The sequence below is a fragment of the Mycobacterium sp. 134 genome (assembly GCF_048282715.1).
Lineage (GTDB): Bacteria > Actinomycetota > Actinomycetes > Mycobacteriales > Mycobacteriaceae > Mycobacterium > Mycobacterium septicum.
Map to the genome: position 1 here is coordinate 1,933,457 of NZ_JBLVUN010000008.1, position 25,981 is coordinate 1,959,437.

The 25,981-nt window shown below is 67.0% G+C and carries 25 protein-coding genes and 1 pseudogene; 16 read left to right on the forward strand and 10 right to left on the reverse strand.

All coding sequences use genetic code 11. The features are described from left to right. Positions 1–7: 7 nt before the first annotated feature. A complete protein-coding gene (locus ACNQVK_RS14100; protein WP_418029999.1) occupies positions 8–442 on the reverse strand; it encodes a nitroreductase family deazaflavin-dependent oxidoreductase in 435 nt (144 codons plus the stop codon). A gap of 88 nt (positions 443–530) precedes the next feature. On the opposite strand from ACNQVK_RS14100, the gene ACNQVK_RS14105 reads away from it, so the two are divergent. After that, positions 531–1,166: a TetR/AcrR family transcriptional regulator gene (locus ACNQVK_RS14105; RefSeq protein WP_418030000.1), complete on the forward strand. Its 636-nt coding sequence runs from the start codon at positions 531–533 to the stop codon at positions 1,164–1,166. Positions 1,167–1,179: 13 nt separating this feature from the next. On the opposite strand, the gene ACNQVK_RS14110 is transcribed toward ACNQVK_RS14105, so the two are convergent. From ACNQVK_RS14110 to ACNQVK_RS14120, 3 genes are read right to left on the reverse strand one after another with little or no spacing between them, the layout of a single operon-like run. After that, positions 1,180–1,482, reverse strand: a complete 303-nt coding sequence (locus ACNQVK_RS14110) for a hypothetical protein (RefSeq protein WP_418030001.1) — start codon at positions 1,480–1,482, stop codon at positions 1,180–1,182. After that, a complete protein-coding gene (locus tag ACNQVK_RS14115) occupies positions 1,479–2,981 on the reverse strand; it encodes a class I adenylate-forming enzyme family protein (RefSeq protein ID WP_418030002.1) in 1,503 nt (500 codons plus the stop codon). The genes ACNQVK_RS14110 and ACNQVK_RS14115 overlap by 4 nt, the downstream gene beginning before the upstream one ends. Further along, entirely contained in the window at positions 2,978–3,826 is an 849-nt protein-coding gene (locus tag ACNQVK_RS14120; protein WP_418030003.1) for an SDR family oxidoreductase, read from the reverse strand. The genes ACNQVK_RS14115 and ACNQVK_RS14120 overlap by 4 nt, the downstream gene beginning before the upstream one ends. Positions 3,827–4,093: 267 nt before the next feature. Here ACNQVK_RS14120 and ACNQVK_RS14125 point away from each other — a divergent pair, with 267 nt between their 5' ends. From ACNQVK_RS14125 to ACNQVK_RS14140, 4 genes are read left to right on the forward strand one after another with little or no spacing between them, the layout of a single operon-like run. Next, on the forward strand, positions 4,094–5,695 hold the full coding sequence (locus tag ACNQVK_RS14125) for a methylmalonyl-CoA mutase family protein (RefSeq protein ID WP_124712483.1): 1,602 nt from the start codon (positions 4,094–4,096) through the stop codon (positions 5,693–5,695). Then, a complete protein-coding gene (locus ACNQVK_RS14130) occupies positions 5,695–6,096 on the forward strand; it encodes a cobalamin B12-binding domain-containing protein (protein ID WP_044522188.1) in 402 nt (133 codons plus the stop codon). Before ACNQVK_RS14125 ends, ACNQVK_RS14130 begins: the two co-directional genes overlap by 1 nt. Next, positions 6,093–7,049, forward strand: coding sequence for an LLM class F420-dependent oxidoreductase (locus tag ACNQVK_RS14135; protein ID WP_064938273.1), 957 nt, complete (start codon positions 6,093–6,095; stop codon positions 7,047–7,049). Before ACNQVK_RS14130 ends, ACNQVK_RS14135 begins: the two co-directional genes overlap by 4 nt. 28 nt (positions 7,050–7,077) lie before the next feature. Continuing rightward, the gene (locus tag ACNQVK_RS14140) at positions 7,078–8,163 is read left to right on the forward strand and encodes a CaiB/BaiF CoA transferase family protein (protein ID WP_418030004.1); all 1,086 of its coding nucleotides are present in this window, start codon (positions 7,078–7,080) and stop codon (positions 8,161–8,163) included. Here the strand turns inward: ACNQVK_RS14140 and ACNQVK_RS14145 are convergent. Continuing rightward, complete coding sequence (locus tag ACNQVK_RS14145) at positions 8,148–8,459, reverse strand: 2Fe-2S iron-sulfur cluster-binding protein (protein ID WP_409551616.1); 312 nt, start codon at positions 8,457–8,459, stop codon at positions 8,148–8,150. The two genes, ACNQVK_RS14140 and ACNQVK_RS14145, sit on opposite strands and share 16 nt — an antisense overlap. Before the next feature lie 116 nt (positions 8,460–8,575). On the opposite strand from ACNQVK_RS14145, the gene ACNQVK_RS14150 reads away from it, so the two are divergent. From ACNQVK_RS14150 to ACNQVK_RS14165, 4 genes are read left to right on the forward strand one after another with little or no spacing between them, the layout of a single operon-like run. After that, entirely contained in the window at positions 8,576–9,946 is a 1,371-nt protein-coding gene (locus ACNQVK_RS14150) for a class I adenylate-forming enzyme family protein (RefSeq protein ID WP_418030005.1), read from the forward strand. Further along, entirely contained in the window at positions 9,924–10,754 is an 831-nt protein-coding gene (locus ACNQVK_RS14155) for an acyl-CoA dehydrogenase family protein (protein WP_409551614.1), read from the forward strand. Before ACNQVK_RS14150 ends, ACNQVK_RS14155 begins: the two co-directional genes overlap by 23 nt. Next, the gene (locus ACNQVK_RS14160; RefSeq protein WP_418030006.1) at positions 10,741–11,829 is read left to right on the forward strand and encodes an acyl-CoA dehydrogenase family protein; all 1,089 of its coding nucleotides are present in this window, start codon (positions 10,741–10,743) and stop codon (positions 11,827–11,829) included. The genes ACNQVK_RS14155 and ACNQVK_RS14160 overlap by 14 nt, the downstream gene beginning before the upstream one ends. A 4-nt stretch (positions 11,830–11,833) precedes the next feature. After that, positions 11,834–12,598 carry an enoyl-CoA hydratase/isomerase family protein gene (locus ACNQVK_RS14165; RefSeq protein ID WP_211155285.1) on the forward strand — a complete coding sequence of 255 codons (765 nt, stop codon included), beginning with the start codon at positions 11,834–11,836 and terminating at the stop codon, positions 12,596–12,598. Between the two features lie 101 nt (positions 12,599–12,699). Here the strand turns inward: ACNQVK_RS14165 and ACNQVK_RS14170 are convergent, their stop codons facing one another. Together ACNQVK_RS14170 and ACNQVK_RS14175 are read right to left on the reverse strand one after the other, a co-directional pair. Then, positions 12,700–13,440, reverse strand: a complete 741-nt coding sequence (locus tag ACNQVK_RS14170; RefSeq protein ID WP_418030007.1) for an SDR family NAD(P)-dependent oxidoreductase — start codon at positions 13,438–13,440, stop codon at positions 12,700–12,702. Positions 13,441–13,452: 12 nt separating this feature from the next. Next, complete coding sequence (locus ACNQVK_RS14175) at positions 13,453–14,217, reverse strand: SDR family NAD(P)-dependent oxidoreductase (protein WP_276128646.1); 765 nt, start codon at positions 14,215–14,217, stop codon at positions 13,453–13,455. Positions 14,218–14,296: 79 nt separating this feature from the next. Between ACNQVK_RS14175 and ACNQVK_RS14180 the strand changes: the two genes are divergently transcribed. After that, positions 14,297–15,457, forward strand: a complete 1,161-nt coding sequence (locus tag ACNQVK_RS14180) for a thiolase family protein (protein ID WP_418030008.1) — start codon at positions 14,297–14,299, stop codon at positions 15,455–15,457. 11 nt (positions 15,458–15,468) lie between these two features. Beyond that, a complete protein-coding gene (gene meaB / locus ACNQVK_RS14185; RefSeq protein ID WP_418030009.1) occupies positions 15,469–16,347 on the forward strand; it encodes a methylmalonyl Co-A mutase-associated GTPase MeaB in 879 nt (292 codons plus the stop codon). Here the strand turns inward: meaB and ACNQVK_RS14190 are convergent. From ACNQVK_RS14190 to ACNQVK_RS14200, 3 genes and pseudogenes are all read right to left on the reverse strand, one after another. After that, positions 16,336–16,893, reverse strand: coding sequence for a TetR/AcrR family transcriptional regulator (locus tag ACNQVK_RS14190; RefSeq protein ID WP_418030010.1), 558 nt, complete (start codon positions 16,891–16,893; stop codon positions 16,336–16,338). The genes meaB and ACNQVK_RS14190 overlap by 12 nt on opposite strands. A 17-nt stretch (positions 16,894–16,910) precedes the next feature. After that, positions 16,911–18,524, reverse strand: a complete 1,614-nt coding sequence (locus ACNQVK_RS14195) for an FAD-dependent oxidoreductase (protein ID WP_418030011.1) — start codon at positions 18,522–18,524, stop codon at positions 16,911–16,913. 14 nt (positions 18,525–18,538) lie between these two features. Continuing rightward, a pseudogene (locus ACNQVK_RS14200) lies at positions 18,539–19,263 on the reverse strand (IclR family transcriptional regulator). A 130-nt stretch (positions 19,264–19,393) separates the two neighbouring features. On the opposite strand from ACNQVK_RS14200, the gene ACNQVK_RS14205 reads away from it, so the two are divergent. Genes ACNQVK_RS14205 through ACNQVK_RS14225 form a run of 5 tightly spaced genes read left to right on the forward strand, consistent with a single transcriptional unit; the run spans position 19,394 to position 25,979 of the window. Next, positions 19,394–20,305, forward strand: coding sequence for an alpha/beta fold hydrolase (locus tag ACNQVK_RS14205; protein ID WP_418030012.1), 912 nt, complete (start codon positions 19,394–19,396; stop codon positions 20,303–20,305). Then, positions 20,302–21,984 carry a bifunctional 3-(3-hydroxy-phenyl)propionate/3-hydroxycinnamic acid hydroxylase gene (locus ACNQVK_RS14210; RefSeq protein ID WP_418030013.1) on the forward strand — a complete coding sequence of 561 codons (1,683 nt, stop codon included), beginning with the start codon at positions 20,302–20,304 and terminating at the stop codon, positions 21,982–21,984. Before ACNQVK_RS14205 ends, ACNQVK_RS14210 begins: the two co-directional genes overlap by 4 nt. Continuing rightward, on the forward strand, positions 21,941–22,864 hold the full coding sequence (locus tag ACNQVK_RS14215) for a 3-carboxyethylcatechol 2,3-dioxygenase (RefSeq protein ID WP_418030014.1): 924 nt from the start codon (positions 21,941–21,943) through the stop codon (positions 22,862–22,864). The genes ACNQVK_RS14210 and ACNQVK_RS14215 overlap by 44 nt, the downstream gene beginning before the upstream one ends. Continuing rightward, positions 22,861–24,675, forward strand: a complete 1,815-nt coding sequence (locus tag ACNQVK_RS14220) for an FAD-binding protein (protein WP_418030015.1) — start codon at positions 22,861–22,863, stop codon at positions 24,673–24,675. The genes ACNQVK_RS14215 and ACNQVK_RS14220 overlap by 4 nt, the downstream gene beginning before the upstream one ends. Then, a complete protein-coding gene (locus ACNQVK_RS14225) occupies positions 24,672–25,979 on the forward strand; it encodes an LLM class flavin-dependent oxidoreductase (RefSeq protein WP_418030016.1) in 1,308 nt (435 codons plus the stop codon). Before ACNQVK_RS14220 ends, ACNQVK_RS14225 begins: the two co-directional genes overlap by 4 nt. Positions 25,980–25,981 lie beyond the last annotated feature (2 nt).

Sequence of the window (25,981 nt, forward strand, 5' to 3'; positions counted from 1 at the left end):
GGCGCACCTACGCGGGATCCATCCGGAAGATCGGCATCCGCCCCAGTAGCGCCTCGAACTCCTCGGGGCCACCGTCGATCACCAGTCCGCCCTGGCGAAGAAAGCCGACCCAGCCGGGAATCAGGCTGGGCAGCAGGCGAAGTAATGGCCTGGCGTCCTCGTCGGAAAGTTCGACCACCCGGACCTGCTCGGCTCGACGGCCCCGGCTCAACGTCGCGGCCTGGTCGGCCCGGACGTTTGCGATCCACGCCGCCTCCGGTGCCGCCGCGACGTATTGCTTGCCGTCGACGAACATCGGTGTGACCGGTGTCGCGCGGGGTTGCCCGGATTTACGTCCGGTGACCGTGAGGATCACGGGACCCTTTGCGCCGAAGCGGAGTCCGAGCCGGGACAACGCGATGATTGCCTTGTTGCCGGGCTTGATATACCAGGGCAGCTTCACTGTTTCTCCAAGTTGAGGAAAGTGCTCAAGTTATGCGGCTCAGCCTAGCGCTATATTGAGGGTGGCTGTCAAGTTAGTTGGAGGTGCGATGCCTGCACAACGCGCGTTACGCGCCGATGCGCGCCGCAATCGCGAGAAACTGCTCGAAGCCGCGCAGGCCGAGTTTCAGGAGCGCGGGCTCGGCGCTCCGCTGGAAGCGATCGCGGCGCGCGCCGGGGTCAGCATCGGGACGCTCTACAACCGATTCGGGACACGCGAGGACCTGATCGACGCAGCGTTGTCTGCCCTGCTCGCGCAGACGCTGGCGGACCTGTCTGAACGTGCGCTGTCCGCCGACTCAGCGTGGGATCGCTTCGCCACCTTCATTTTCGGATTGTGTGACATGCAGGCCGGCGATCATGCCTTCAGTGATGCCATGTGCACCTCGCGATACGCCTCGCCGGCGATCGAGCAGATCTGCCAGGCCAGTCTGGAACTCGGCTCGCGGTTGATCGCCGGCGCTCAGGCCGACGGTTCGCTGCGTGCTGACGTCACCGTCGACGACCTGTTCACAGCGCTTTGGCTCAATGCCTGCCTGGCCGACCATGGCGGCCCGGATGCCGCTGCGGTCGCCCGGCGCCAGATTGCCTTGCTGCTGGACGGTCTACGCGCCGCCGCGGCGACTCCACTGCCCGCCGGCGCGGCCGAGGCGGCGGCCGTCGCCGCGAGTCTGATGCAGTCCTAGCCGCGATGCCGATCTAGTCGCTGGCCGGGAGCGGCTTGGCTTCCTTGAGGCTGAGGGCGGTGGTCCCGACCGACAGCGTTCCGGTGCCGGCCTTGGTGACCAGCACTTCGGCCCCGCCCTCGTCGACGTAGCGCTTGCCCATCAGGTTGCCGTCGGAGAACGCCGCGTCGATCGCTGCGCCCGAGTCCTTTTCGGCGTCGAGTGCGATCATCGCGACGCCGCCCGCGCGGAGGTCGTCGAGGCTGTCGGCGCTGCGCACCACGATGACCTGGGTGTCGCACACCTGGCTCTGCAGGCGCGTTCCGTTCTTGATCATGCTGACTCCTTGGAGGCTGGTGCGAGTTCGTCGACGAGTTGGCGGCGCAGAACCTTGCCGGTCGGGTTGGTCGGTAGTTCATCACGGAACACCACCCGGTCGGGGGTGCGTGAACCGCGCAGCTGCTTGCGCACATGATCGCGCAACGCGTCCGGGTCGGGCGAGGTGCCCTCGACGGGTACCACGACGGCCACGATGATCTGTCCCCATTGCGGGTCCTCGGGGCCGACGACGGCGACGTCGCGGACCTCGGGATGTTCGACGAGTACGTCCTCGATCTCGGCCGGGGCGATGTTCTCCCCGCCACGGATGATGGTGTCGTCGGACCGCCCTCCGATGAACAGATAGCCGCCCTCGTCGAGCATGGCGACATCCTTTGTCGGGAACCAGCCCTCGGCGTCGAGCACCGATCCGATGTCGGTGTAGCGACCCGACACCTGCTCACCACGCACGAACAGCTCACCCGTCTCGCCCGCACCCAGCACGGTGCCGTCCTCGGCGCGGATCTGGACCTCGATCCCGGGCACAACCTGGCCGACCGAACCGAGCCGCCGAGCCGCGGCCGGATCCTCGGCGGCCAGCGCCTCGCGGTGATCGTCGGGGCCCAGAACCGCAATGGTGGAGCTGGTCTCGGTCAATCCGTAGGCATTGACGAAGCCGACGTTCGGCAGCAGCTGCAGCGCCTTGCGGACCAGCGGCAGCGCCACCTTCGAGCCGCCGTAGGCGAGGTTGCGCAGGGTGGGCAGTTGCAGGCCGGCCGCTTCCAGGGCAGTGACGATGCGGTCCAGCATCGTCGGTACCACGGTGGCCGACGTGACGCCTTCGGCGCGGACCAGGTCGACCCATTTCTCGGCGTCGAAATGCCGCAGATAGACCATCTTCCGGCCGGCGTACAGATTCGACATTGCCGCGCTGACGCCGGCGATGTGATACGGAGGAACGCAGATCAGGGCGGCGTCTTCGTCTGCCGCCGAGGCGAATTCGACTGTCCCGGTGATGTAGCTGGTGAGGTTGTTGTGGGTGAGCTCGACGGCCTTGGGGCGCGACGTGGTGCCCGAGGTGAACAGCACCACCGCGACCGCGTCGGGGTCGGCGAATTCGGCCGCTGGTTCGGCGGTGCGCGCCGCGGCCAGGAAGTCCTCGGAGCTGATGACGTGCTTGCCCGCTCCCGCGACGACATCGGCGTATTCGGCGTCGGTGACGACCAGTGGTTCGGGCAGCCGCTCTATCAGTTCGTGCAGGCCGTCCTTGCTGAGTCGGTAGTTCAGCGGGGTGAACGGCACGGCGGCCCGGGCAGAGGCGAACAGCAGCAACGGCAGCAGGGCGCCGCCGGTGCCGACATAGGCCACGTGGGCGGCCCCGGAGGCCGCGATGACACCGGCACCGCCGTCGGCCAGGGTGCTGAGTTCCTCGGTGGTAAGGCGGAGGTCGTCGGACACCACTGCGGTGCGGTCTCCTCCGCCCGAGACCGCCATCTCCAGCAGTAGCGAGATGCTCATAGGCCCTGTCCCGGTGCGTCGATGAAGATGTCGATGATCGGATTATCCCCGCCGCCGTAGCGGGAGAGGTCGGTGACGCCGGAAGCTGTGAGCACCTCCGAGTCGATGAAGGTCTGGCCGTTCACCTCGGCGGCGGGGCGCGACAGGATCTCGACGGCCGCGTCCGCCATGATCTCGGGGTTGCGGGACGACTGTGCCAGGTTCTGCCCGTCGGCCAGGTTCGTCACCGCGGAGGTGACGATGTAGGTCTCGGGCCACAGGCAGCTGAAACCGATTCCCGCGTCCGCGTATTCAGCGGCCCAGCCCAGCGACAGCAGCGTCATGCCGTACTTGGACAGGGTGTAGGAGGGGTGCGCCCCCAGCCAGTAGGGGTTCATGTTCATCGGTGGGGCCAGCGTCAGCACCTGGCCGTTGGTCGACTTGCGCAGGTGCGGCAGCGCGGCCTTGGTGAGCAGGAACGTGCCGCGGATGTTGATGTCCATCATCAGGTCGAACTTCTTGGCCGACAACGCGTCGGTCGGTTCGGTGGCGATGGCGCTCGCGTTGTTGATCACGATGTCGACGCCGCCGAAGTGCTCGACCGCGGTCTCGATCGCGCGGGCCACGTCCTCTTCCTTGCGCACGTCGCCCACGACCGCGACACCCTTGCCGCCGGCAGCCTCGACCTCCGCGACGGCGGTGTGCACGGTGCCCGGAAGCTTGGGATGGGGTTCAGCGGTCTTGGCCAGCAGCACCACATTCGCCCCGCGGCGAGCGGCGCCGAGCGCAATCGCCAGACCGATACCGCGGCTGCCGCCGGATACGACCAGCGTGCGATCGGTGAATGACTCTTGCTGGCTGGACATGGTCCTCCTCGTCGAGCGCAGCAATCCGCTGTTGCGCTTTCGTCAACGGTCTGTCAACCGTACCCAAATGGTATTGGCATTCTCATTTTTAGCAAGTGTCGTAATCGTCGGGCCCGGCGCCCGGAGAATCGGCGTCCACCAGACCTGTTCGCCTATGTCGTCGACTGTCCTCGGAGTGCAGGTCGGAGGGCTCCCGGCCAGTACAGGCCCCACATTTCCACCCTGCGGTATTGGCATTCTCATTTTTAGCAAGTACGTTATCCACTGATGAGCGAGCAAGTTGTGCCTCCGGTAGAGACTCCATCAGGGATCCCGCTGGCGCCCGTCTACGGACCGAGCGACCGTGCGGTCGAGCCGCCTGCCCCCGGGACCTATCCCTTCACACGCGGCAACTTCGCGTCCGGCTATCGCGGGAAGACCTGGACCTTCCGGCAGTACTCGGGTTTCGGCACCGCCGAGGAATCCAACCGCCGGTACCGCTACCTGCTCGATCAGGGTGGGACGGGCCTGTCGGTGGCGCTGGACCTACCCACCCAGTGCGGCTACGACTCCGATGACGAAGAGTACGGCGAGGAGGTCGGTCGCGTCGGCGTCGCGGTGGACACCCTGGCAGACGCCGAGATCCTGTTCGACAGCATTCCGCTGGACAAGATCAGCACCAGCTTCACCATCAACGGCACCGCGGCGATCCTGCTGGCGTTCTACGTCGCCGCCGCGGAGAAGAAGGGCGTGCCGCGCGAGAAGCTGACCGGAACCATCCAGAACGACATCCTCAAGGAATACGCGTCGCGCGGGACCTGGATCTGGCCACCCGAGCCATCGCTGCGCCTGATCGCCGACACCATCGAGTTCTGTGCCGCCGAGGTCCCGCGGTTCAACGCGATCTCGGTGGCGGGTGCGCACTTCCGCGACGCGGGCGCCAACGCGGTGCAGGAGATGTCGTTCACGCTCGCCGATGGCGTCACCTACTGCGACACGGTGGTCGAGCGCGGCCGCATGACGATCGACAAGTTCGCCCCGCAGATCTCGTTCTTCTTCTACACCCACGGTGACTTCTTCGAGGAGATCGCCAAATATCGTGCCGGCAGGCGTCGTTGGGCCACGATCGTGCGGGAGCGCTACGGTGCGACCACCGACAAGGCCTCGATGTTCCGGTTCGGCTGTGTGGCCGGCGGGGCCTCGCTGTACGCGCCGCAGGCACAGAACAACCTGGTGCGAGTGGCCTATGAGTCCCTGGCTGCGGTGCTGGGCGGTGTGCAGTCGATGTTCACCGCGGCGTGGGACGAACCGTTCGCCCTGCCCAGTGAGGAATCGGCGACGCTGGCCCTGCGAACCCAGCAGATCCTGGCTTACGAAACCGGTGTCACCAAAGTCGCCGACCCGCTGGGCGGTTCGTACTTCGTCGAGGCGCTCACCGACGCCACCGAGGCCAAGATCATCGAGATCATGGACGACCTGGAGAAGCACGGCGGCATGGTCCGCTGCATCGAGGACGGCTACCTGCAGGGCCTGATCGCCGACGAGGCGTTCAAGATCCACCAGGAGGTCGAGTCGGGGGCGCGCCCGGTGGTCGGGGTAAACAAGTTCGTCACCGACGAGCCGGCGCCCGATATCGACACCTATGAGCTCGATGCGGAGGGTCGCGATCTGCAGCTCAAGCGGCTGTCCAAGGTCAAGGCCGAGCGTGACGACGTCGCGGTCAAAGAGACCCTGGCCGCCCTGGCCAGAGGTGCCGAAGGCAGTGGACCGGGGGCAGACAACCTGATGCACCGGTTGATCGATTGCGCCAATGCGTATTGCACAGTGGGAGAGATGGTGTCGACCTTGAAGTCGGTGTGGGGCGAGTTCCAGCAGCCGGTGGTGTTCTAGTGGCAACCCGAGTACTTGTCGCCAAGCCGGGTCTCGACGGCCACGACCGCGGCGCCAAGATCGTCGCGCGCACGCTGCGTGACGCCGGATTCGAGGTCATCTACACCGGTATCCGGCAGCGCATCGAGGACATCGTGTCGATCGCGTTGCAGGAAGACGTCGCACTGGTGGGTCTTTCGATCCTCTCGGGTGCGCATGTCGCGCTGACCACCCGCACCGTCGAGGCGTTACGGGCAGCCGATGCCGGTGACATCGCCGTCGTCGTCGGCGGCACCATCCCGCAATCCGATGTCCAGAAACTGCTGGATGCCGGTGCGGCAGCGGTTTTCCCGACGGGGACGTCGCTCGACACCCTGGTGACCGATGTCCGTGCGCTGACAGAAAAGGTTTCGGAGTCATGAGGCTGGGCGTGATGATCGGGGCCGAGCGCGGCGACATGGCCCGCAAGGTCTCCAAGTTGATCTCCGACATCCAGTGGGCCGAGTCGGCCGGGCTGGACAGTGCGTGGATGCCCCAGGTGCCCAACGACTTCGACCTGCTCACCATGGTGGCGCTGATGGCGTCGAACACGTCGCGCATCGAACTCGGCACCGCGGTGGTGCCGCTGCAGGCGCAGCATCCGATCGCGCTGGCGCGGCAGGCGCTGTCGGTGCACGCCATCTCGGGAGGCCGTCTGGTCCTGGGTGTCGGGCCGTCGCACCACTGGATCGTCCGCGACATGCTTGGCCTGCCCTATGACAAGCCGGCCGCCTACACCCGGGACTACCTGCAGGTGCTCAACGCTGCCATCTCCGGACCCGGAGACGTTGACGTGGAGAACGATTCCTTCACCGTGCACAACCCGACGGTGCTGGGCGCCGACACCCCGATGCCGGTGCTGGTGTCCGCGCTGGGCCCGGTGATGTTGCAGATCGCCGGTGAGCACGCCGACGGCACGTCGCTGTGGATGGCCGACGAGAAGGCGATCGGCGAGCACATCGCCCCGAAGATCAACAAGGCCGCGGCCGAAGCCGGTAAGCCCGCGCCGCGCATCGTCGCCGGCATCCCGGTCACGCTGTGCGCCAACTCCGAGATCGAGGAAGCCAAGGACCGAGCCAATCGCGTCCTCGCCGAAGCCGAGACCTCGCCCAACTACCAGCGGCTGCTGGACCGCGGCGAGGCCCGTAACGTCGGCGATCTGCTCGCCGCGGGCGACGAGGAGTCAATCCTGAAGCGGTTCAAGCAGTTCGCCGATGCGGGTGTCACGGACCTGTCGGTGCGGCTGTTGCCGATCGGTGACAACCGTGACGAGCTGATCGCGTCGAAGTACCGCACGCGTGAGGTGATCGCCGAACTCGCCAAGGCTGTTCGATGATCCCGGCACAAACCGTGGTCTCGGCGAAATGACCGCGCCGCTGGCGGGCATCCGCATCATCGAGGTCGGCGTCATGCTGGCCGGCCCGTACGCCACCATGATGCTGGCCGACCTGGGCGCCGAGGTGATCAAGGTCGAACCACCCGGCGGGGAGATCTCCCGTCAGGTCAGTGACAGCTATTTCGCCAGCCTCAACCGGGGTAAGCGCAGCATCTGCATCGACCTCGCCTCCGAGGCCGGCCAAGCGAAACTCGCTGAACTGGTGGCTGATTCGCACGCGCTGCTGGTGAACATGAAGCCTTCGGTGATCCGCAGGCTGGGCCTGACCTATGAGAACCTGCGACGCTTCAATCCCAAGATCGTCTGTGTCGCGATGACGGGATTCGGGTTGGACGGGGGAGACGACCCCGCATTCGACTACGTCATCCAGGCCGCCACCGGGGTGGCCGCGATGACCGGCGATCCCGACGGCCCGCCAACCCTGCCGGGCTACTCCTCGGCGGACAACTCGACCGGGCTGACCGCGGCGCTGGGCCTGCTGGCGATGATCGTCTCCGGCAACGGCGGCCAGGTGGATGTCTCGCTGCGTGATGTCATGCTGTCGCAGCTGAACTACCGTGCCTCGGCCTATCTCAACGACGGTGCCGAACCGCGCCGCCATCCGTTCGGGGCGCATTCGTATTACGTCCCCGCGCAACTGTTCCCGACGGCCGATGGCTATCTGGCCTTGTTCATCACCCACGACGGATTCTGGAAGTCGTTTGCCGGTGAGGCCGGGATCGACGGTTTCGAGACCATGGCCGAGCGGGCGGCTCGGCGAGACGAGGTCCTGGACGTGGTGGCTGCCGCGCTGGCGACCGATACCGCCGCGGGCTGGGAGTCACGGCTCAAGCCGCTGGGGATACCTGCTGCTGCGGTGCGTAGCCTGCCGCAGGCGCTGGACGCGACGCCCGAGATGCTCGTCAGCGCCGGCGATTTCCGCTTGGTGGGTAGCCCCGTGCACGTCGCCGGCTATGCGCCGGACTACCGGCCGGCGCCGGCATTCGATGAATACGCCGCCGTACCCCTGGAGGGCTCGGCGGCGCCGTCATCGAATGCTCAGTCCTCGTCGTAGGAGACCGTCACCGAATTGCAGTCCGGGATCGCCTGGCAGGTCAGTACGTAGCCCTCGGCCACCTCGTCGTCATCGAGCGCGTCGTTGACGCGCATGGTGGCGGTCCCCTCGAGGAGCTTGGCCATGCAGGTGCCGCAGTTGCCGGCCTCGCAGGAGAACGGAGGCGTCATCCCGGCGCGGCGCGCGCTCTCCAGCAGTGTTTCGCCCTGTCGGCGGGGTACGGACAACTGCTCACGATCGAAGACGATCGTGACCTTGCCGTCCGCTTCGCTACCGACCGTCGGATCTGCCGTCATGTGACTCCCCTGTGCAAGTACGTTCTGATATGAAGAGAATACCATTCTCGCTAACTGATAGTATCTTCTCGGTGTGCTCGACGCCCAGCGGAGCCTGGGGAAAGGGGTTGTGAATCTTGACTGACCCCGTCGTTCTCGCGTTCGACGACCGCGAGTACACCCTGGCCGAACTCGATGCGCTGACCAGCGGGATGGCCACGGAGCTGGAGCACCGGGGTGTCAGGCCGGGTGATCGCGTCGCCATGATGTCGTCCAACCGTCCCGAGTTCGTCGTCGCCCTGCGCGCGATCTGGGGCCTGGGTGCGGTGGCCGTGCTGATCAGCCCGGCTTGGAAGGCCACCGAGGTCGCTCACGTCCTGGCGCTGACCACGCCCACCCATGCGGTGGGCGATCACGAGGTGCTGGCCGAGCAGATGCCGATGCTGCATCTCGACGAGCCCGTCACCCCGGGTCTGCGGCGGTTCGATGCGCCCGACCCGGGCGGCGACGCGCTGTTCGTCTTCAGCTCGGGAACCACCGGCTTGCCCAAGGCGGTGCGCCACACCCATCGCGGGTTTGCCGCGGCCATCGACCACTGGCGTGACGCGCTGGGGTTCACCAGTGCCGACCGCATGCAGATCATGACGCCGCCGTCGCACATCCTGGGTTTGCTGAACATCGCCATGGTGCTCGACACCGGCGCCTGGATGCGCCTGCACCGCCGGTTCGATGTCGACACGATGTTGCGTCACATCGAATCCGATCGCATCACAATCGAAATGGCTGTGGCGCCAATTGCTTTGGCGCTGGCCGCGCACCCCGATCTCGGCCGCTACGATCTGTCGTCGCTGCGCTACGTGATGTGGTGCGCCACCCCGGTCACCCGCAGTGTCGCCGACGCCGTCACCGAACGTACCGGGATCCGGTGGCTGACCGCCTATGGCACCACCGAACTCCCCGTGATCGCGTGTAATCCGCTGGATGCCACCCATATCGACACCGTGGGCACTCCGGTGCGCGGGGTCGCCGTCCGCATAGGCGAGGACGGTGAGATCCAGGTTCGGTCGGACTCGGTGATGGCCGGATACCTGCCGAAGGACGCCACCACGGGCGCATTCCGCGACGGCTGGTACCGCACCGGCGACATCGGCTACCTCGACGACGACGGATACCTGCGCATCACGGACCGCTCCAAGGAGATGGTCAAGGTCCGCGGCTTCCAGGTGGCGCCGGCCGAGGTCGAGGCGGTGCTGCACGGCCACCCTGCGGTGACCGACTGTGCGGTGTTCGGTGTGACCGACGCGGCCGACGGCGAGGCCGTCGTGGCCGCCGTGACGACACATTCTGCGGTGTCAGCAGAGGAGCTCATCGACCTCGTCGGTGAGCGGCTGGCCTCGTACAAGCGGCCCAGCCGCGTTGAGTTCGTAACCGAGATACCCCGGTTACCTTCCGGAAAGGTATTGCGACGAGTGCTGAAGGAGCGGCATGGACGTTCGTCTGACGTCTGAACAGCAGCAGCTGCGAGAGGCCGCAGCGAAACTGGCCGACGATCTCGGACCGGATGCGGTCGGAGAGCTGTCGGATGAGGGCCGGATCGCCCGGCTGGAGAGCACGGTCGCCGCAACCGAGTGGCGCACGCTGCGTTCCGACGGTGCGTCCGGTGTGGAAGTGGCGATCATCGCCGAGGAATTCGGACGCGGTCTGGTGGACGTGCCCTTCCTTGGGCCGGTGCTGGCCGACGATCTCGCCCGTCGGCTCGATCGGGAGGTGAAGGTCGGCGCCGACGAAGCCGCCACTGCCGGTGTGGATCTCACGCGCAGCACGGTGGGCGCGGTCGAGTCGCCCGCCGAGCTCGGTGAGCTGTCGGACGAGGACGCCCTGCGCTGGCAGGCGCTCGCGCTGACCGCCACCAGCGCCGACCTGGTCGGTGCCGCCCGCGGTGTGCACGCGCTGGCCGTCGACTATGCGAAAGTCCGTGAGCAGTACGGCTCGACGATCGGGTCGTACCAGGCTGTCGCACACCTGCTGGCCGAGGGGCTCGCCCTGATCGAGGGATCGATCAGCGTGCTGCGTCACGCGGCATGGGCCGTCGACGAGCTGCCGGCCGAGGAAGCCGTCCGGGCCGGAAAGATCGCCAAGGTCTACTGCGCCCGCGCCGCGCGCACCGTCTGCGAGACCGCGATCCAGGTGCACGGCGGAATCGGAAACACCTGGGAATGCCTGGCGCATGTGTATCTGCGCCGGGTTCTGGTGGCCACCGAGCTGTGGCCCGTCAAGCTAGAAGACTTGGAGGTCACTGATCTTGGACTTTCGTGATTCGCCTGAAGAAGCCGCCTTCCGGGACCGCTTGAGGGCCTGGCTGGCCGAGAACGCCGCGTCCTTCAAGGCCTCCGGCGACGACTACTGGGCCCGGATGGGGGAGTGGCATCAGGCCCTCTATGCCGCAGGGTTTTTCGGTACCTCCTGGCCTGAGGAGTTCGGCGGCCAGAACCTGCCGCCGGTCTACGACGTCATCGTCGACGAGGAGCTGGCCCGCGCCGGTGCACCGCCGCGACCCAGCCTCGGCTACCTCGTGGTCGGCCTGGGCCATCACGGCAGCAAGGAGCTGCAGCAGCGGTTCCTGCCAGGGATGATCAACGGCACCGAGCGTTGGTGCCAGGGCTTTTCGGAGCCCGGCGCCGGTTCGGACCTCGCCTCGCTGACCACGACGGCGACGCGCGACGGCGACAACTACATCATCAACGGGCACAAGATCTGGACCAGCTACTCCGATGTCGCCGACTGGTGCCTGGTGCTGGCCCGCACCGACAAGAATGTGGCCAGGCACAAGGGAATTTCGGCATTCATCGTGTCGATGCACCAGGACGGCATCGAGCAGCGGCCGTTGCAGATGATCAACGGTGTCACCACGGAGTTCGGTCAGGTGGCGTTCGACGGTGCGGTGGTGCCGGCTTCGAACATGGTGGGGGAACCGGGCGACGGTTGGCGCCTTGCCATGACAGTGGTCAGCCATGAGCGTGAACCGTCGACGCTCGGCTATTCGGCGCGCTACGGAAAGCTGGTGCGCGAGATGGCCTCTCGGGTCGAGGGGAAGGTGCCCGAAGATCTCGCCTGGGCGGGTGTGCAGGCCGAGATGCTGCGGCTGCACGTGCGACGGCGGCTGTCCGAACAACTCGACGGGCTCAAGCACGGTCCGGACGGCTCGTTGGACAAGCTGCTGATGACCTGGGTCGAGCAGTCCGTCGGGCATGCCGCACTCGCGGTCACCGGCACCAGCGATCCCGAGCTGCTGAGCGCGTATCTCTACAGCCGCGCGCAGAGCGTCATGGGTGGCACATCGCAGATCCAGAAGAACATCATCGCGTCACGAATCCTCGGGCTGGGAGTCTAGATACATGTACGGAATGCCGGACGAAATCGATGTGCAGGCCGACGGCGCGCTGCGCATCATCACGCTGAACCGACCCGATGCGCTCAATGCCGTCAACGACAACTTGCACGTCGGGCTCGCGCGGCTGTGGGAGGCGCTCAACGAGGACGCCGACGCGCGTGCCGCGGTGATCACCGGTGCCGGCCGGGCGTTCTCCGCGGGCGGTGACTTCAACTACCTCGATGAGTTGCGGCGTGATGAAGCCTTGCGCCAGAAGACGATCAAGCACGGACGCGACCTCGTCATCGGCATGGTGCGCTGCCGCATCCCCGTCGTCGCCGCGGTGAACGGCCCGGCCGTCGGGCTGGGCTGCAGCCTGGCCGCGCTCTCGGACGTCGTCTACATGGCCGAGAACGCACACTTCGCCGATCCGCACGTACAGATCGGGCTGGTGGCCGCCGACGGCGGTCCGCTGGTGTGGGGTTCGCAGATCAGCCTGTTGCAGGCCAAGGAGTTTGCGCTCACCGGCGTGCGGATCAAGGCTCAGCGGGCAGTCGAGCTGGGACTGGCCAATCACGTGGTCGAGGACCCGCTGGCCGAGGCGATCGCGTGCGCGAAGAAGCTGATCGATCTGCCCAAGCAGGCGGTCGAGGCCACCAAGCGGTTGATGAACATCCAGCTGGAGCAGCAGGTGATGGCGTCGCTGGACTACGCCAACCTCGCCGAGTACGTCTCGTTCGGCACTGCCGATTTCAATCGGATCGTGGACGGCCTGATCGCGAAGAACTGATGTTCTCCCCAGATGTTCTGCCCCGCGAGCGACCGCGAATGTACGCAATTTACGGCGTGTTGGCGTACAGACACGGTCGCTCGCGGTGCAACTAGGGGCAGCTAGAAGGTGAGCGCCTCAGAGCGCTGGACGGTACCGGTCACGCCGCCGGCATCTTGACCGGCCAGGCGTACCGCCGCGAGCCCCATCGCCTCGGGCGGCTCGATCATCTCCGGCGGGATCTGCAGCCCGCTGCCGCCGGCCTGCCATCCCTCGGTCAGTACCACGCGTGACGGGCTGAGGCAGTTGACCGCGATGTTGTCGGCTCGCAGGTCGGAGGCCAGGCCGAGGTAGAGACGTTCGGCCGCGGCCTTGGACACCCAGTAGGCGTTGGCACCGTGTTCGACCATGTCGACTCCGGTGGTGGTGATCGCGATGAGCGAACCGCCGCCGCGTTCGCGGACGTGGGGGATGACGGCCTTGGTCACCAGGAACACTCCGGTGAGGTTGACGTCAAGGCACAGCTGCCAGCGTTTCAACGGCGTGGTCTCGACGGGGCCGAGCCACAGCACACCCGCGTTGGCAACCAGGATGTCGATGCCGCCGAACTCCGAAACTGCCGTTGCGACAGCCTTGTTCACCGATTCCTCGTCGGTGACGTCACAGGCGACCGGGACTGCGCGTCCGCCCGCGTCATTGATGTCCGCGGCCACCGAACCGATCGTCCCGGGCAGCTTGCCCGGTTCTTCGGAGCGGGCGGCCACGGCCACCGCGGCGCCTTCGGCGGCCAGTGCGGCAGCGATCGTCGCGCCGATGCCGCGGCTGGCACCGGCGACGAAGGCGACCTTTCCGGTCAGGTTCATCGCGACAGACTATTACTTGGGCGGGAAGCGCAATGCCCCATCCAGGCGGATGATTTCGCCGTTGAGATAGTCGTTTTCGATGATGCTCTGGGCCAGTTGGGCGTACTCGGTCGAGCGGCCCATGCGCTTGGGGAACGGCACCTGCGGACCCCAGTACTGCTCGAGCTGATCGGCGGCCTTGCCGTAGGCGGGAGTGTTGATGGTGCCGGGAGCGATGGTGCAGACCCGGATGCCCAGCGGCGACAGGTCGCGTGCGGCGACGAGTGTCATGCCGAGCACGCCGCCCTTGGCCGCCGAATAGGGCAGCTGGCCGATCTGGCCCTCGTATCCCGCGATCGAGGCGGTGTTGACGATGACGCCACGGCCACCTTCCTCCAGCGGTTCGGTCTTGGCGATCGCCGCGGCGGACAGGCGCATCACATTGAACACCGCGGTCAGGTAGAACTCGATGGTCTTCTTGAACCCGTCGAGGTCCAGCGGGGATCCGTCCTTGCCGACCAATCGGCCGCCTGCGGCGGGCCCGCCGTGGGTGTCCACGGAGATGCGTAGCGGGGCAAGGGCTTCGGCCTCGGCGATGGCAGCGAGCACCGACTCCTCGGAGGTGGCGTCGGTGCTCACGTAGCGCACACCCAGCTCTTTCTCCAGGCTGGCGCCCTTTTCGTCGGCGAGGTCCGCGACGACCACCTTGGCTCCCGCTGCCTGCAGGCGGCGGACGGTCGCCTCACCCAGGCCACCCGCACCGCCGACGACGATCGCGGAACTACCGGCGATTTGCATACGGTTCCCCTTCTTGCAACTGAGACTCTCTGGCTGCGAGAATAACATTCTCTTACCGGGTGAACCAGGGAGCAGATCAATGCCTGAAGCTGTCATCGTGTCCGCGCTGCGTACTCCCATCGGCACAGCGAAGAAGGGCACGTTGCGCGATACGGACGCCTACGCGCTGGCCGACCATGTGGTGCGCGCCGCGGTCGACGACCTGGCCGGGCGTGGCACGGTCCCGGTCGACGACGTGATCCTGGGCGAAGGTCTCTACGGTGGCGGCGTCATCGCCCGCCATGCCGCGATCACCGCCGGTCTCACGACGGTCCCGGGAGCGTCGATCAATCGGCACTGCGCGGCCGGTCAGGCGGCCGTGCAGAGTGCGGCCGCGAGCATCCGCGCCGGGATGGACCGGCTGATCCTGGCGGGCGGGGTGAACTCGGCCTCGACCTCACCGCGGTTCGTCCGCGCGGCAAGCAGTGCCAAGGATGCCGAGTGGGTCAACTGGTTCCCGCCCACCCATCCCGACCGGCCGGACGCGCCCAACATGGACATGTCGATCACGGTCGGTTGGAACGCCGCGGTGAAGGCCGGGGTGAGCCGCGAGGAGATGGACCAGTGGGCATTGGGCTCGCACCGCAAGGCCATCGCGGCGATCGACGAGGGCCGGTTCAAGGAGGAGATCGTCCCGATCGATACGCCTCACGGTCTGTTCGACACCGATGAGCATCCGCGTCGCGACACCACACTGGAGAAACTGGCGGCACTCAAGCCGCTGCATCCAGAGATCGACGGGTTCTCGATCACCGCGGGGAATGCGTGCGGCGCCAACGACGCGGCCGCACTGCTGACAATCGCCAGCGACAAGCTCGGACTGCCGGCCCTGGCCACCATCAAGTCCTGGGCCTCGGTGGGAGTCGACCCGGCCTCGACCGGGCTGGCCCCCGTCGAAGCCATCACCAAAGCCCTTGGCCGGGCTGGCCTTTCGCTTTCGGACGTGGACCTGTTCGAGATCAACGAGGCCTTTGCGTCGATGTGCGTCGCCACCATCAAGCTGCTCGACATCAACCCGGAGATCGTCAACGTCAGCGGCAGCGGGTGCTCACTGGGTCATCCGGTGGCCGCCACCGGGGCTCGCATGCTCGCCACCATGGTCCACGAGTTGCGCCGGCGCGGGGGAGGTATCGGCGTGGCCGCCATGTGTGCCGGGGGCGGTATGGGCTCGGCGACGATCATCGAGGTGTCTGCGCCGTAGTGTCATCCGTAATGACGAAACACGACATCGAGGAGCTCATCGCCGCAGCGCGCGGCGGGTCCCAGCGCGCCGTCGGGCGGTTGCTGAGCCTGGTCGAAAGCGACCGTCGCGACGAGGTTCTCGCGGTGCTCGGCCCGGCATCTCCGCGCGTCATCGGGGTTACCGGGCCGCCAGGAGCCGGAAAGTCGACGACGGTCGGTGCACTCGTCGGCGCCTACCGGGAGCGCGGTCTGCGGGTCGCGGTGCTGGCGGTGGATCCGTCGTCGCCGTACAGCGGCGGTGCGTTGCTCGGGGACCGGATCCGGATGGCCGCCCACATCAACGATCCCGACGTGCTGATCCGGTCGGTGGCGACCCGCGGGCATCTGGGTGGGCTGGCTGCCGCGGTACCCGCGGCGATCCGCCTGCTGGCCGCGTTGTCCTACGACCTGATCGTGCTGGAGACGGTGGGCGTGGGGCAGTCCGAGATCGAGATCGCCGCCATCGCCGACCCGACCGTGGTGATCCTCAATCCCGGCGCCGGTGATGCCGTGCAGGCCGCCAAGGCCGGGCTGCTGGAGGTCGCCGACCTGGTGGTGGTGAACAAGGCCGACCGTGAGGGTGCCGATCAGACTGCGCGTGACCTTCGGGCCGAGGCGACTGTTCCGGTGCTCAAACTCGTTGCGGCTCAAGGGGAGGGTTTGGCTGAGCTGGTCGAGGCCATCGACGCTCACCACCGATCCGACACCGCGTCGCGGCGCGCCGCGCGGGCCAGGACCCAGATCCTGTCGCTGGCCCAGACCTTGCTTCGCAATCATGATGAGCTGGACGGGCTGGCTGCCGCCGTGGCCGACGGCACCACCGATCCGTACAGCGCTGCGGCGCAATTGATCGCGGATTCAGCTGGGTAGGGCCAGGACGCGTCGCATCGTCTGCAGCAACTCGGCGCGCAGGGTGTCATCGTCGAGGTCGGTCACCAGCGGGTGCATCACCGCCACGCTGATCACGCCGGACAACACCGCCGCGTGGACCCGCGCGCCGTCGCCGGACTGGTCGCCGAGCATCGCCGCGTAGAGCCGGTCGATGAACTGCTGGAACGGTTCGTGTTCGGCGAGCAGTCGCACCACGACCGGATCGAACTGCAGTGTGCTGGCGGCACGTCGGCGGGATACGGCCATGTCGATCACCCGGGTCAGCAGGACTTCCCGAGCCCGGGTGGGCGAGCCCTCGGCCTCGGCCGCCTCCAGTGCATCCTCCAGTTGGCCGAGTTCACGCTCGGTGAGCGCGATGACGATCGCTTCCTTGGTCTTGAACTGGTGGTAGACAGCGGCTTTCGTGACGCCGAGCGCGTCGGCGATCATCTGCAACGACGTGCCGCTGACCCCGTGCTCGGCGATCAGTTCCAGCGCCGCATCGAGAATGCGGGTCTGAGCTGCGCTGCGCGGGTTCCCGAGCACGAATCGACCGTATCCGATCAGCTCACCGACTTGCCCGTAGCCGCGGCATAGCCGCTGCGGTAACCGAACACCATTGCCGGACCGAGGGTGCCGCCGGCCCCACCGTAGGCCTTGCCCGTCACCCCGCCCATGGCATTGCCCGCGGCGAACAGGCCGGGGATCGGGGAGCCGTTGACGTGCAGGACCCGGCCGTCGCGGTCGGTGCGCGGGCCGCCCTTGGTGCCCATCGCGCCGATCTTGACGGGAACCGCGTAGAACGGCGCGGTGTCGAGGGGCCCGAGCGTCTGGCCTGCCGGGGTGGCGGCCGAGTTGTCGCCCCAGTACCCGTCGTACGCGCTGGATCCGCGGCCGAAGTCGGGGTCGACCTCGCGGGAAACATTGTCATTCCAGAGGTTCAGGGTCTCGGCCAGGCCCTGGGCGTCGATCCCGGTCTTGGCGCCGAGTTCGGCGAGAGTGGCCGATTCGCAGAACCAGTCCGGCACCGCGTCGCCGGGTTCGACGCCGAGGAAGCCGTAGCGCTGCAGGTGCACGGAGTCGAACACGATCCAGGCCGGGTCGTTGGCGTAGCCGATCTTGGGGTCGAGGTACTGGAAGGCGCCCGCCATCGAGTTGTATTCGCCTGCCTCGTTGAGGAAGCGCTTGCCCGCCCGGTTGACGATGACGCTGCGTGGCCGGGTGCGTTCCAGTCGCACGCTGCGGCTACGGGGATGACCGTCGATGGTGTCACCGGGGATCTGCACGATCGGAACCCACCACGCCTCACCCATGTTGGCCAGGTCGGCGCCGTGTGCCATCGCCATCCGCAGCCCGTCGCCGGTGTTGTTGGGCGGGGACACCGCTCCGCGCATCGGGCCGCGCAGGTAGGCCTCGACCAGTTTCGCGTCCCACTCGAATCCGCCGGTGGCAAGCACTACGCCGCTGCGGGCGCGCACGGTCACGTCGGCGCCATCGACACTGATCCGCACCCCGGCGATACCGTCGGCGTCACCGACCAGTTCGATCGCCCGGGCCTCGGTGACCGGCTGGATGCCGCGATCGAGCAGGCCGCGGAGCAGACCGGCGATCAGTGCGGTGCCGGCGACACAGAGGTCGGCGTCGGGATCGTCGTAGACGGCGTGAATGCGGGCGCGAGTCTCCGCGTCGATGCCGACGTTGCTGAAATCCGCTGGGAACGAGGTGATCCGGTCTCGCCAGGCGCCGAGCTTGCCTTGGTCCACCGGGCCCGCGCTCAGTGAGCGGCCGCCGCCCGGGCGCCCGCCGGGGAGCTCGGGCTTGTAATCGGGAAAGCCCTCGGCGACGGCGAAACGCAGTTCGCTGTGTTCCTCGACGAAGTCGAGCATCGCCGGACCGGTCCGCACGAAGGTGTCGACCAGATCGGCATCCATGTAGCCCAGCGACTGGGCCTGCAGGTAGTCGATCGCGTCGGCGACCGGCAGCGGCCCGTCGGCGCTGCGGTCGTGGGCCGGGATCCAGACGATGCCGCCGGAGACCGCGGTCGTGCCGCCGACCGTGGGTGCCTTCTCGTAGATCGCGACCGAGGCACCGTTGACCGACGCGGTCAGTGCAGCGGTGAGCCCTGCACCGCCGCTGCCCAGTACGACGACGTCGACCTCGTTGTCCCAATCCGTCATGTGCGCATCGCCTTTCAGTACAGAATCGCCGATAGTTCGTTTGCTGCCCGGACCACCGCGTCCTTGCCGCCCAGCACGACGTCTTCGCGGTGCGAGATGAGATTGATGCAGGTGGGCGGCGACGGGAGACGCCGGCGCACGGGCACCGCCAGGCCATAGGTGTCCGGTTCGATCTCGCCGTGGGTGATCACCCAACCCTGTTCGCGGGTCTCGCGGACCAGTTCGCGTTCGCCGGGACGCGGCGGCATGCTCGCCAGCAGTGCCACTCCGGCGGCGCCGCGCTCGAGCGGATGGCGGCTGCCCTCGTGGAAGGACAGTTGGTAGAACACCTGCGTCGGGACGATCACCGCGACCGCCACCTGCTGATCGCCCTCGGCCACCAGCAACGACACCGTGCTGCCGAGCTCGTCGGCAAGTGCACGCAGGGTCGGGACGCTGAGCTGGCGCATGTTGTTGTCGAAGGACGAACCGAGTGCGGCCAGCCCGGCGCCGGCCGATAGCGCCCGTCCTCACCCTTTGTCACGTACCGGAACTGGCTGAGGGTGGCCAGCAGCCGGTAGGCGATCGTGCGATGGGCGCCGACGTGGTCGGCGACCTGTTGCACGGTGAGCCCGGTCGGGGCCGCGGCGATGGCCGCGAGCGCGCTCAGTCCGCGCGCCAGCGTCTGTGAACCCGGCACCCCGTTGGGGGTGCCGTCGGTCTTCGTTTGTGCCTGCGGCTGGGTTGCCTTGGCCGGCATCGCGCCCCTCCTTGACAGATAGAACCGCGAGAGTGATGCTCTGATAATAATGCACTCTGATGTGCGCTATATGAGCAAAGTGCTTACAAATTCGGAGAATATCATTCTCCTTACCGTCGGAGAGGGGAACATGACAAGCACTGCCGCCGGGCCGGCATCCGGTTCCGTTTCGGCCACCGAGCATGAGAGCGTCTGGGCTGACCTGCAGGGCGTGGCGTTCTCGCAGGGTTACCTCGATGTGGGCGGCGTCCGCACCCGCTACCTGCATGCCGGTGACCCGAAGCTGCCCGTGCTGGTTCTGCTGCACGGGTCGGGCGGACATGCCGAGGCCTATGTGCGCAATCTGGAATCTCATGCCCAGCATTTCTCGACGTGGTCGATCGACATGCTCGGGCACGGCTACACCGACAAGCCCGGTCATCCGCTGGAGGTCGCGCACTACGTCGACCATCTGATCGCCTTCCTCGACACGATCGGTGCGCAGCGTGCCCACATCTCGGGTGAATCGCTGGGCGGCTGGGTGGCCGCGCGCGCGGCCGCCGATCACTCGGACCGCGTCGATCGGTTGGTGCTCAACACCGCCGGTGGTTCACAGGCCGACCCCGAGGTGATGAAGCGGATCATCACGCTGTCCATGGCGGCTGCGGAGAACCCGAGCTGGGAGACCGTGCAGGCCCGGATCAAGTGGCTGATGGCCGACAAGACGAAGGATTACGACGACATCGTGGCGAGTCGTCAGGCGGTGTACCGCCAGCCCGGTTTCGTTGGCGCGATGAGCGACATCATGGCACTGCAGGATCCGGAGATCCGCGCGCGGAACCTGCTGGGGGAGAAGGAATACGGATCGATCACTGCTCCCACCCTGGTGCTGTGGACCAGTGACGACCCGACCGCCGACGTCAGTGAGGGCCGGCGCATCGCGTCGATGATCCCCGGTGCCCGGTTCGAGGTGATGCCGGACTGCGGGCACTGGCCGCAGTACGAAGACCCTGAGACGTTCAACCGGTTGCATCTGGACTTCCTGCTGGGGAAGCCGGCGTGACCGACCAAGAGGTCGACGTCATCATCGTCGGGGCCGGGCCGGTCGGCCTGACCCTGGCGAATGTTCTTGGCATCCAGGGTGTCCGAACGCTCGTGGTGGAGGAACGCGACACCCTCATCGACTACCCCCGGGGAGTCGGACTCGACGACGAATCGCTGCGCACCTTCCAGTCCATCGGCCTGGTCGAGGCGATCCTGCCGCACACCGTGCCCAATCAGATCCTTCGGTTCTACGACGGCAACCGCCGGCTGCTGGCCGAAATGGCGCCTCCGGATGCCCGATTCGGCTGGCCCAAGCGCAACGGCTTCGTGCAGCCGTTGGTCGACGCGCAGTTGCTGGTCGGGTTGGACCGGTTCGAGCATGTGCAGGTGGCCTGGGGTCGCCGGATGGAAGCGGCGGTCGAGACAGCTGACGGAGTGACGGTCGAGTTCGGCTCGGACGTGCCCGCGGTGCGCGCGCGCTATGTGGTCGGGTGCGACGGCGGACGCAGCGCCACCCGCGGCATGATGGGGGTTTCGTTCGACGGCACCACCTCAGCGACCCGCTGGGTGGTGGTGGATCTGGAAAATGACCCGCTGGGACACCCCAACAGCGAGGTTGGTGCCGATCCGGATCGGCCGTACGCCTCGATCTCGATCGCGCACGGCATCCGCCGGTTCGAGTTCATGATCCACGCCGACGAAACCGACGAGCAGGCCGAGAATCCCGAATTCGTCGCCCGGCTGCTCGCTCCGTTCGTACCGCATCCCGACAAGGTCGACGTGATCCGTCGCCGGGTCTACACCCACCATTCCCGTATCGCCGGGAACTTCCGGAAGGGCCGGTTCCTGCTGGCCGGCGATGCCGCGCATCTGATGCCGGTGTGGCAGGGCCAGGGTTACAACAGCGGCATCCGGGACGCGGCCAACCTCGGTTGGAAGCTGGCCGCGGTGGTCAACGGCCAGGCCGGCGACGCACTCCTGGACAGCTACGACATCGAGCGCCGCAAGCACGCCAGGGCCATGATCGACCTGTCGACGTTGGTGGGGCGGGTCATCTCGCCCACCAACCGCAAGATCGCGGTGGTGCGGGACAAGCTGATTCGCGGTGCGTCGGTGGTTCCGGCGCTCAAGCGCTACGTGCTGGAGATGCGGTTCAAGCCGATGCCGCGGTACGACCAGGGCGCGGTCTACCACCCGAAGCCGCCGACGCCCGACGCGCCGGCCGGCACGTTGTTCATCCAGCCGCGGGTGGACACCCGTGAGCAGTCGAACGTGTTGCTCGACGATGTGATCGGGCTGAACTTCGCGGTGCTGTGCTGGAACAACAATCCACGCGCGTTGCTCGGCGAGCAGGCCTATCAGCGCTGGAAAGCCCTGGGGGCGAAGTTCATCGCGGCTCGCCCGCAGACCCAGTTGTTCTGGACCGGGCACGATGCCGACAGCGACGACGGCTCCGTGGTGATCGTCGGTGACCGCACGGGTGCGCTCAAAGCCTGGTTCGACGTGCACGCGGAATCTGTGCTGGTGCTGCGCCCGGACCGCTGCATCGCCGGTGCCGACATCGCCCAGCGTGCCCCGGAACTGAGCAACGCCCTGTTCGACGTACTGCATGTGCTGGAGGGAGGTGCGAACGGTGCCAGTAGCCCTGTGCTGTATGTCCCACAGCCCACTGCTGAATCTTCCGGGACCGTCGGCTGATCTCCTCGACGAGATCGGCTCGGCGCTCTCCGCCGCGCGGGAGTTTGTTGCCGACTACGACCCCGAACTCGTTGTCACCTTCTCGCCCGACCACTACAACGGATTCTTCTACCGGCTGATGCCCCCGTTCTGCATCGGCACCGCCGCAACGGGAGTGGGGGATTACGGGACGTACCAGGGTGCGCTGAACGTTGCCGGTGACATCGCCCAGCAGTGTGCGGAGGCCGTGTGGGAGACCGGGGTGGACGTCGCCGTCTCGACGAGCATGGACGTCGACCATGGCACCGTGCAGCCGCTGCAGGAGTTGTTCGGCGAGGCGACCGCGCGTCCCATCGTGCCGATCTTCATCAATTCCGTTGCCACCCCGCTGGGTCCGCTGTCGCGGTCCCGCGCGCTGGGGGCGGCGGTGGGCGCCTACCTGGCAACCCTCGACAAGCGGGTGCTGGTGTTGGGTTCCGGTGGGCTGTCGCACGACCCGCCGGTGCCGACGCTGGCCACCGCGCCGCCGGCTGCCCTGGACCGGATCGTGCACGGGGTCCCGATGACCGCCGAACAGCGCATGGCCCGGCAGTCCGCGGTGAGCCAGGCCGCTCACGACTTCGCCCATGGGCAGAGTGCGCTTCGGCCGCTGAATCCCGAATGGGACCACAGTCTGCTGGAGATCTTCGACGAGGGCCGGTTGACGGATCTGGACGGCTGGTCCAACACCTTCATCGCCACCGAGGGTGGCAATTCGGCGCACGAGATCCGCACCTGGGTTGCCGCATTCGCGGCGCTCGCAGTCAACGGGCCGTACCGGACGGGGAATCACTTCTACCGGGCGGCACCGGAATTGATCGCAGGATTCGCAATCAGGACGGCGGTAGGAATCGCAGCATGACTTCAGACACCAGTGCACAGACCGCCGAGCAGACGTTCGACAAAACCGTCGACGTGCTCGTCGTCGGCTCCGGCGGCGGCGGCATGACGGCCGCGTTGGCAGCCGATGCGGCCGGTCTCGATACCCTCGTGATCGAAAAGTCCTCCCACTTCGGCGGTTCCACCGCGCTCTCGGGCGGCGGGATCTGGGTACCCGGGGCGCCGTCGCAGCGTCGTGCCGGCTACGTGCCCTCGCCGGACGGGGTTTTCGACTACCTCAAGCAGATCACCGAAGGCACCGTCAGCGACGCCCGGCTCCGCAAGTACGTCGAGGCCGCACCGGAGATGATGGACTTCCTCGAGCACAACAGTGATTGGTTCGAGTTCGTCTGGAAACCCGGCTACGCCGACTACTACCCGGAACTGCCCGGCGGCTCGGCGCAGGGGAGCACCATCAACGTCCCGGCCATCGACCTGCGCAAGCTCGGTGAGCACGAGCAGGAGCTGCTCGCCCCGCTGGCGCTGGCGCCCAAGGGAATCTGGTTCGCCCCCAAGGATCTTCGGCTCTTCTACCAGATCCGGCAGAACTGGCGCGGCAAGGCCGTGCTGCTCAAGCTGATCTGGCGGATGGTGCGGGCCCGGGTGTTCGGTGACCGGATGGCCGCCATCGGCCAGTCGCTGGCAGCACGGATGCGGCTGGCGCTCAAGCAGCACGACATCCCGCTGTGGCTGGATGCGCCGATGACCTCGCTGATCACCGGTGCGGACGGCGCGGTGCTCGGCGCCGTCGTCGAGCGTGACGGCAAGCCGCTGCGGATCCGGGCCACCGGTGGCGTGATCCTGGCCTCGGGTGGGTTCGACCATGACATGGCGTGGCGCAAGGAGCATCTGCCGGTGCTCGAAAAGGACTGGAGCTTCGGCAATCCGGCTGCCACCGGTGACGGCATCCGGGCTGGGGAGAAGGCCGGCGGCACCACTGAACTGCTGGACGAGGCATGGTGGTTCCCGGCGATCTGCTGGCCCGACGGCAGGCTGCAGTTCATGCTGAACGAGCGGATGATGCCGTCGCAGTTCGTCGTCAACGGCGACGGCAAGCGGTTCATCAACGAGGCCGCCCCCTACATGGACTTCGCCCACGCCATGATCGAGGGCCAGCAGTCCGGCGTCGGCCACATCCCGTGCTGGCTGGTCACCGACATCGACTCGTTCCACCGGTACGTCGTGGCCGGGCACCTGCCCATCCCCAGGATTCCGTTCGCTCCGGTGCCCACCGGGCGCAAGGTGCCACGGGCCTGGCTGGATTCGGGTGTCGTGGTCGAGGCGCACAGCTGGGAGGAGCTGGCCGAAAAGATCGGTGTTCCCGCGCAGAACCTGCGGGCCACTGCCGAGCGGTTCAATCAGCTGGCGCACGGCGGGCACGACGACGACTTCAACCGCGGGGACAGCGCGTACGACAACTATTACGGCGACCCGACCCTGCCGAACCCGAATCTGCGCCCGCTCGGCAAGCCGCCGTACTACGCGTTCCAGATCATCCTCGGCGACTTGGGCACCTCGGGCGGCCTGCGCACCGATGAAAACGCCCGGGTGCTGCGCGCCGACGAGACCACCGTGGACGGGCTCTACGCGGTGGGCAACGTCTCGGCGGCGGTCATGGGCCGCAGCTACGCCGGTGCGGGCGCCACGATCGGGCCTGCGATGGCATTCGGGTACGTGGCAGCCAGACATATCGCTGACCGGAGTGCCCAACAGTCTGTCGCGCAACCAGTTTCACAAGCAGCCAACCAGCAAATCCAGGACACCGTCAGCAACCCCTCAGGAGGAAACCGATGAAGATCTCGCTGTTCTACGAGTTCGCGCTTCCGCGGCCGTGGTCCGACGATGACGAGCACCAGATGTTCCAGGACGGGCTGGACGAGGTGGAGGCTGCCGACAAGGCCGGTTTCTCCACCGTCTGGCTCACCGAGCACCACTTCCTGGAGGAGTACTGCCACGCCACAGCGCCGGAGATGTTCCTGGCCGCGGCGAGCCAGCGCACCAAGGACATCCGGCTGGGTTTCGGTGTCATGCACCTGCCGCCGCCGATCAACCATCCGGCCCGTATCGCCGAACGCGTCGCCACCCTGGATCACCTGTCCAACGGCCGCGTGGAGTTCGGCACCGGTGAGGGTTCCTCAGTCGCCGAGTTGGGCGGGTTCAACATCGACCCGGCCGACAAGCGCACGATGTGGGAAGAAGCCCTCGAGGTGTCCATCCGGTGTATGACCGAGGCGCCCTTCACCGGCTTCAAGGGTGATCATGTCGAGCTGCCTGCCCGCAACGTCATCCCCAAGCCGCTGCAGAGCCCGCACCCGCCCGTGTGGGTTGCCTGCACCCGCCCGTCCTCGGTCCAGATGGCCGCCCAGAAGGCCATCGGAGCGTTGAGTTTCGCCTACACCGGCCCCGAGGCGCTCAAGGAGCGGGTTGACGGGTACTACAAGGAATTCGAAGAACAGGGCGCTCCGATCACGCCGGCGATCAACCCCAACATCCTGGCCATCGGCGGCGACCTGTCGATGATGGTGGCCAAGTCCGACGAAGAGGCGCTCAAGCGGCTCGGCATCGGCGGCGGCTTCTTCTCGTTCGGCATCATGCACTACTACCTGACCGGCATGCACACCCCCGGCCGCACCAAGGTGTGGGAGCGGTACGAGCAGGCGGTCAAGGAGGATCCGTCGCTGGCCTATGGTCCCGGCCGCGGCGCCATCGGTTCGCCCGACACCGTGCGCGAATTCCTGCGCGGTTACGAGGCCAGCGGGGTCGACGAGATCATCCTGCTGCTCAACCCGCGCAGCCACGAGGGGACCATGGAGTCCATCGAGATCATGGGCAAGGAGATCCTGCCCGAGTTCATCGAGCGGGACGCAAAGGCGTTGGCGGACAAGGCCAAGCGCCTGGAGCCGGTGATCGAGAAGGTCGAGTCGCGTCGCCGTCCGTCGGACGCCCCGTTGTTCGACGAGACCTACGCCTTCGGCGGTCTGCCCACCGGCCGCGACAAGTTCACCGCCGGTGAGATCCCCGAGGCGATGGCCGAGATCAACGAAGGCCGGGTCAAGGCGGCCCAGGCCGAGAAGGACGCCCGGGAAAACGCCGGCTGATC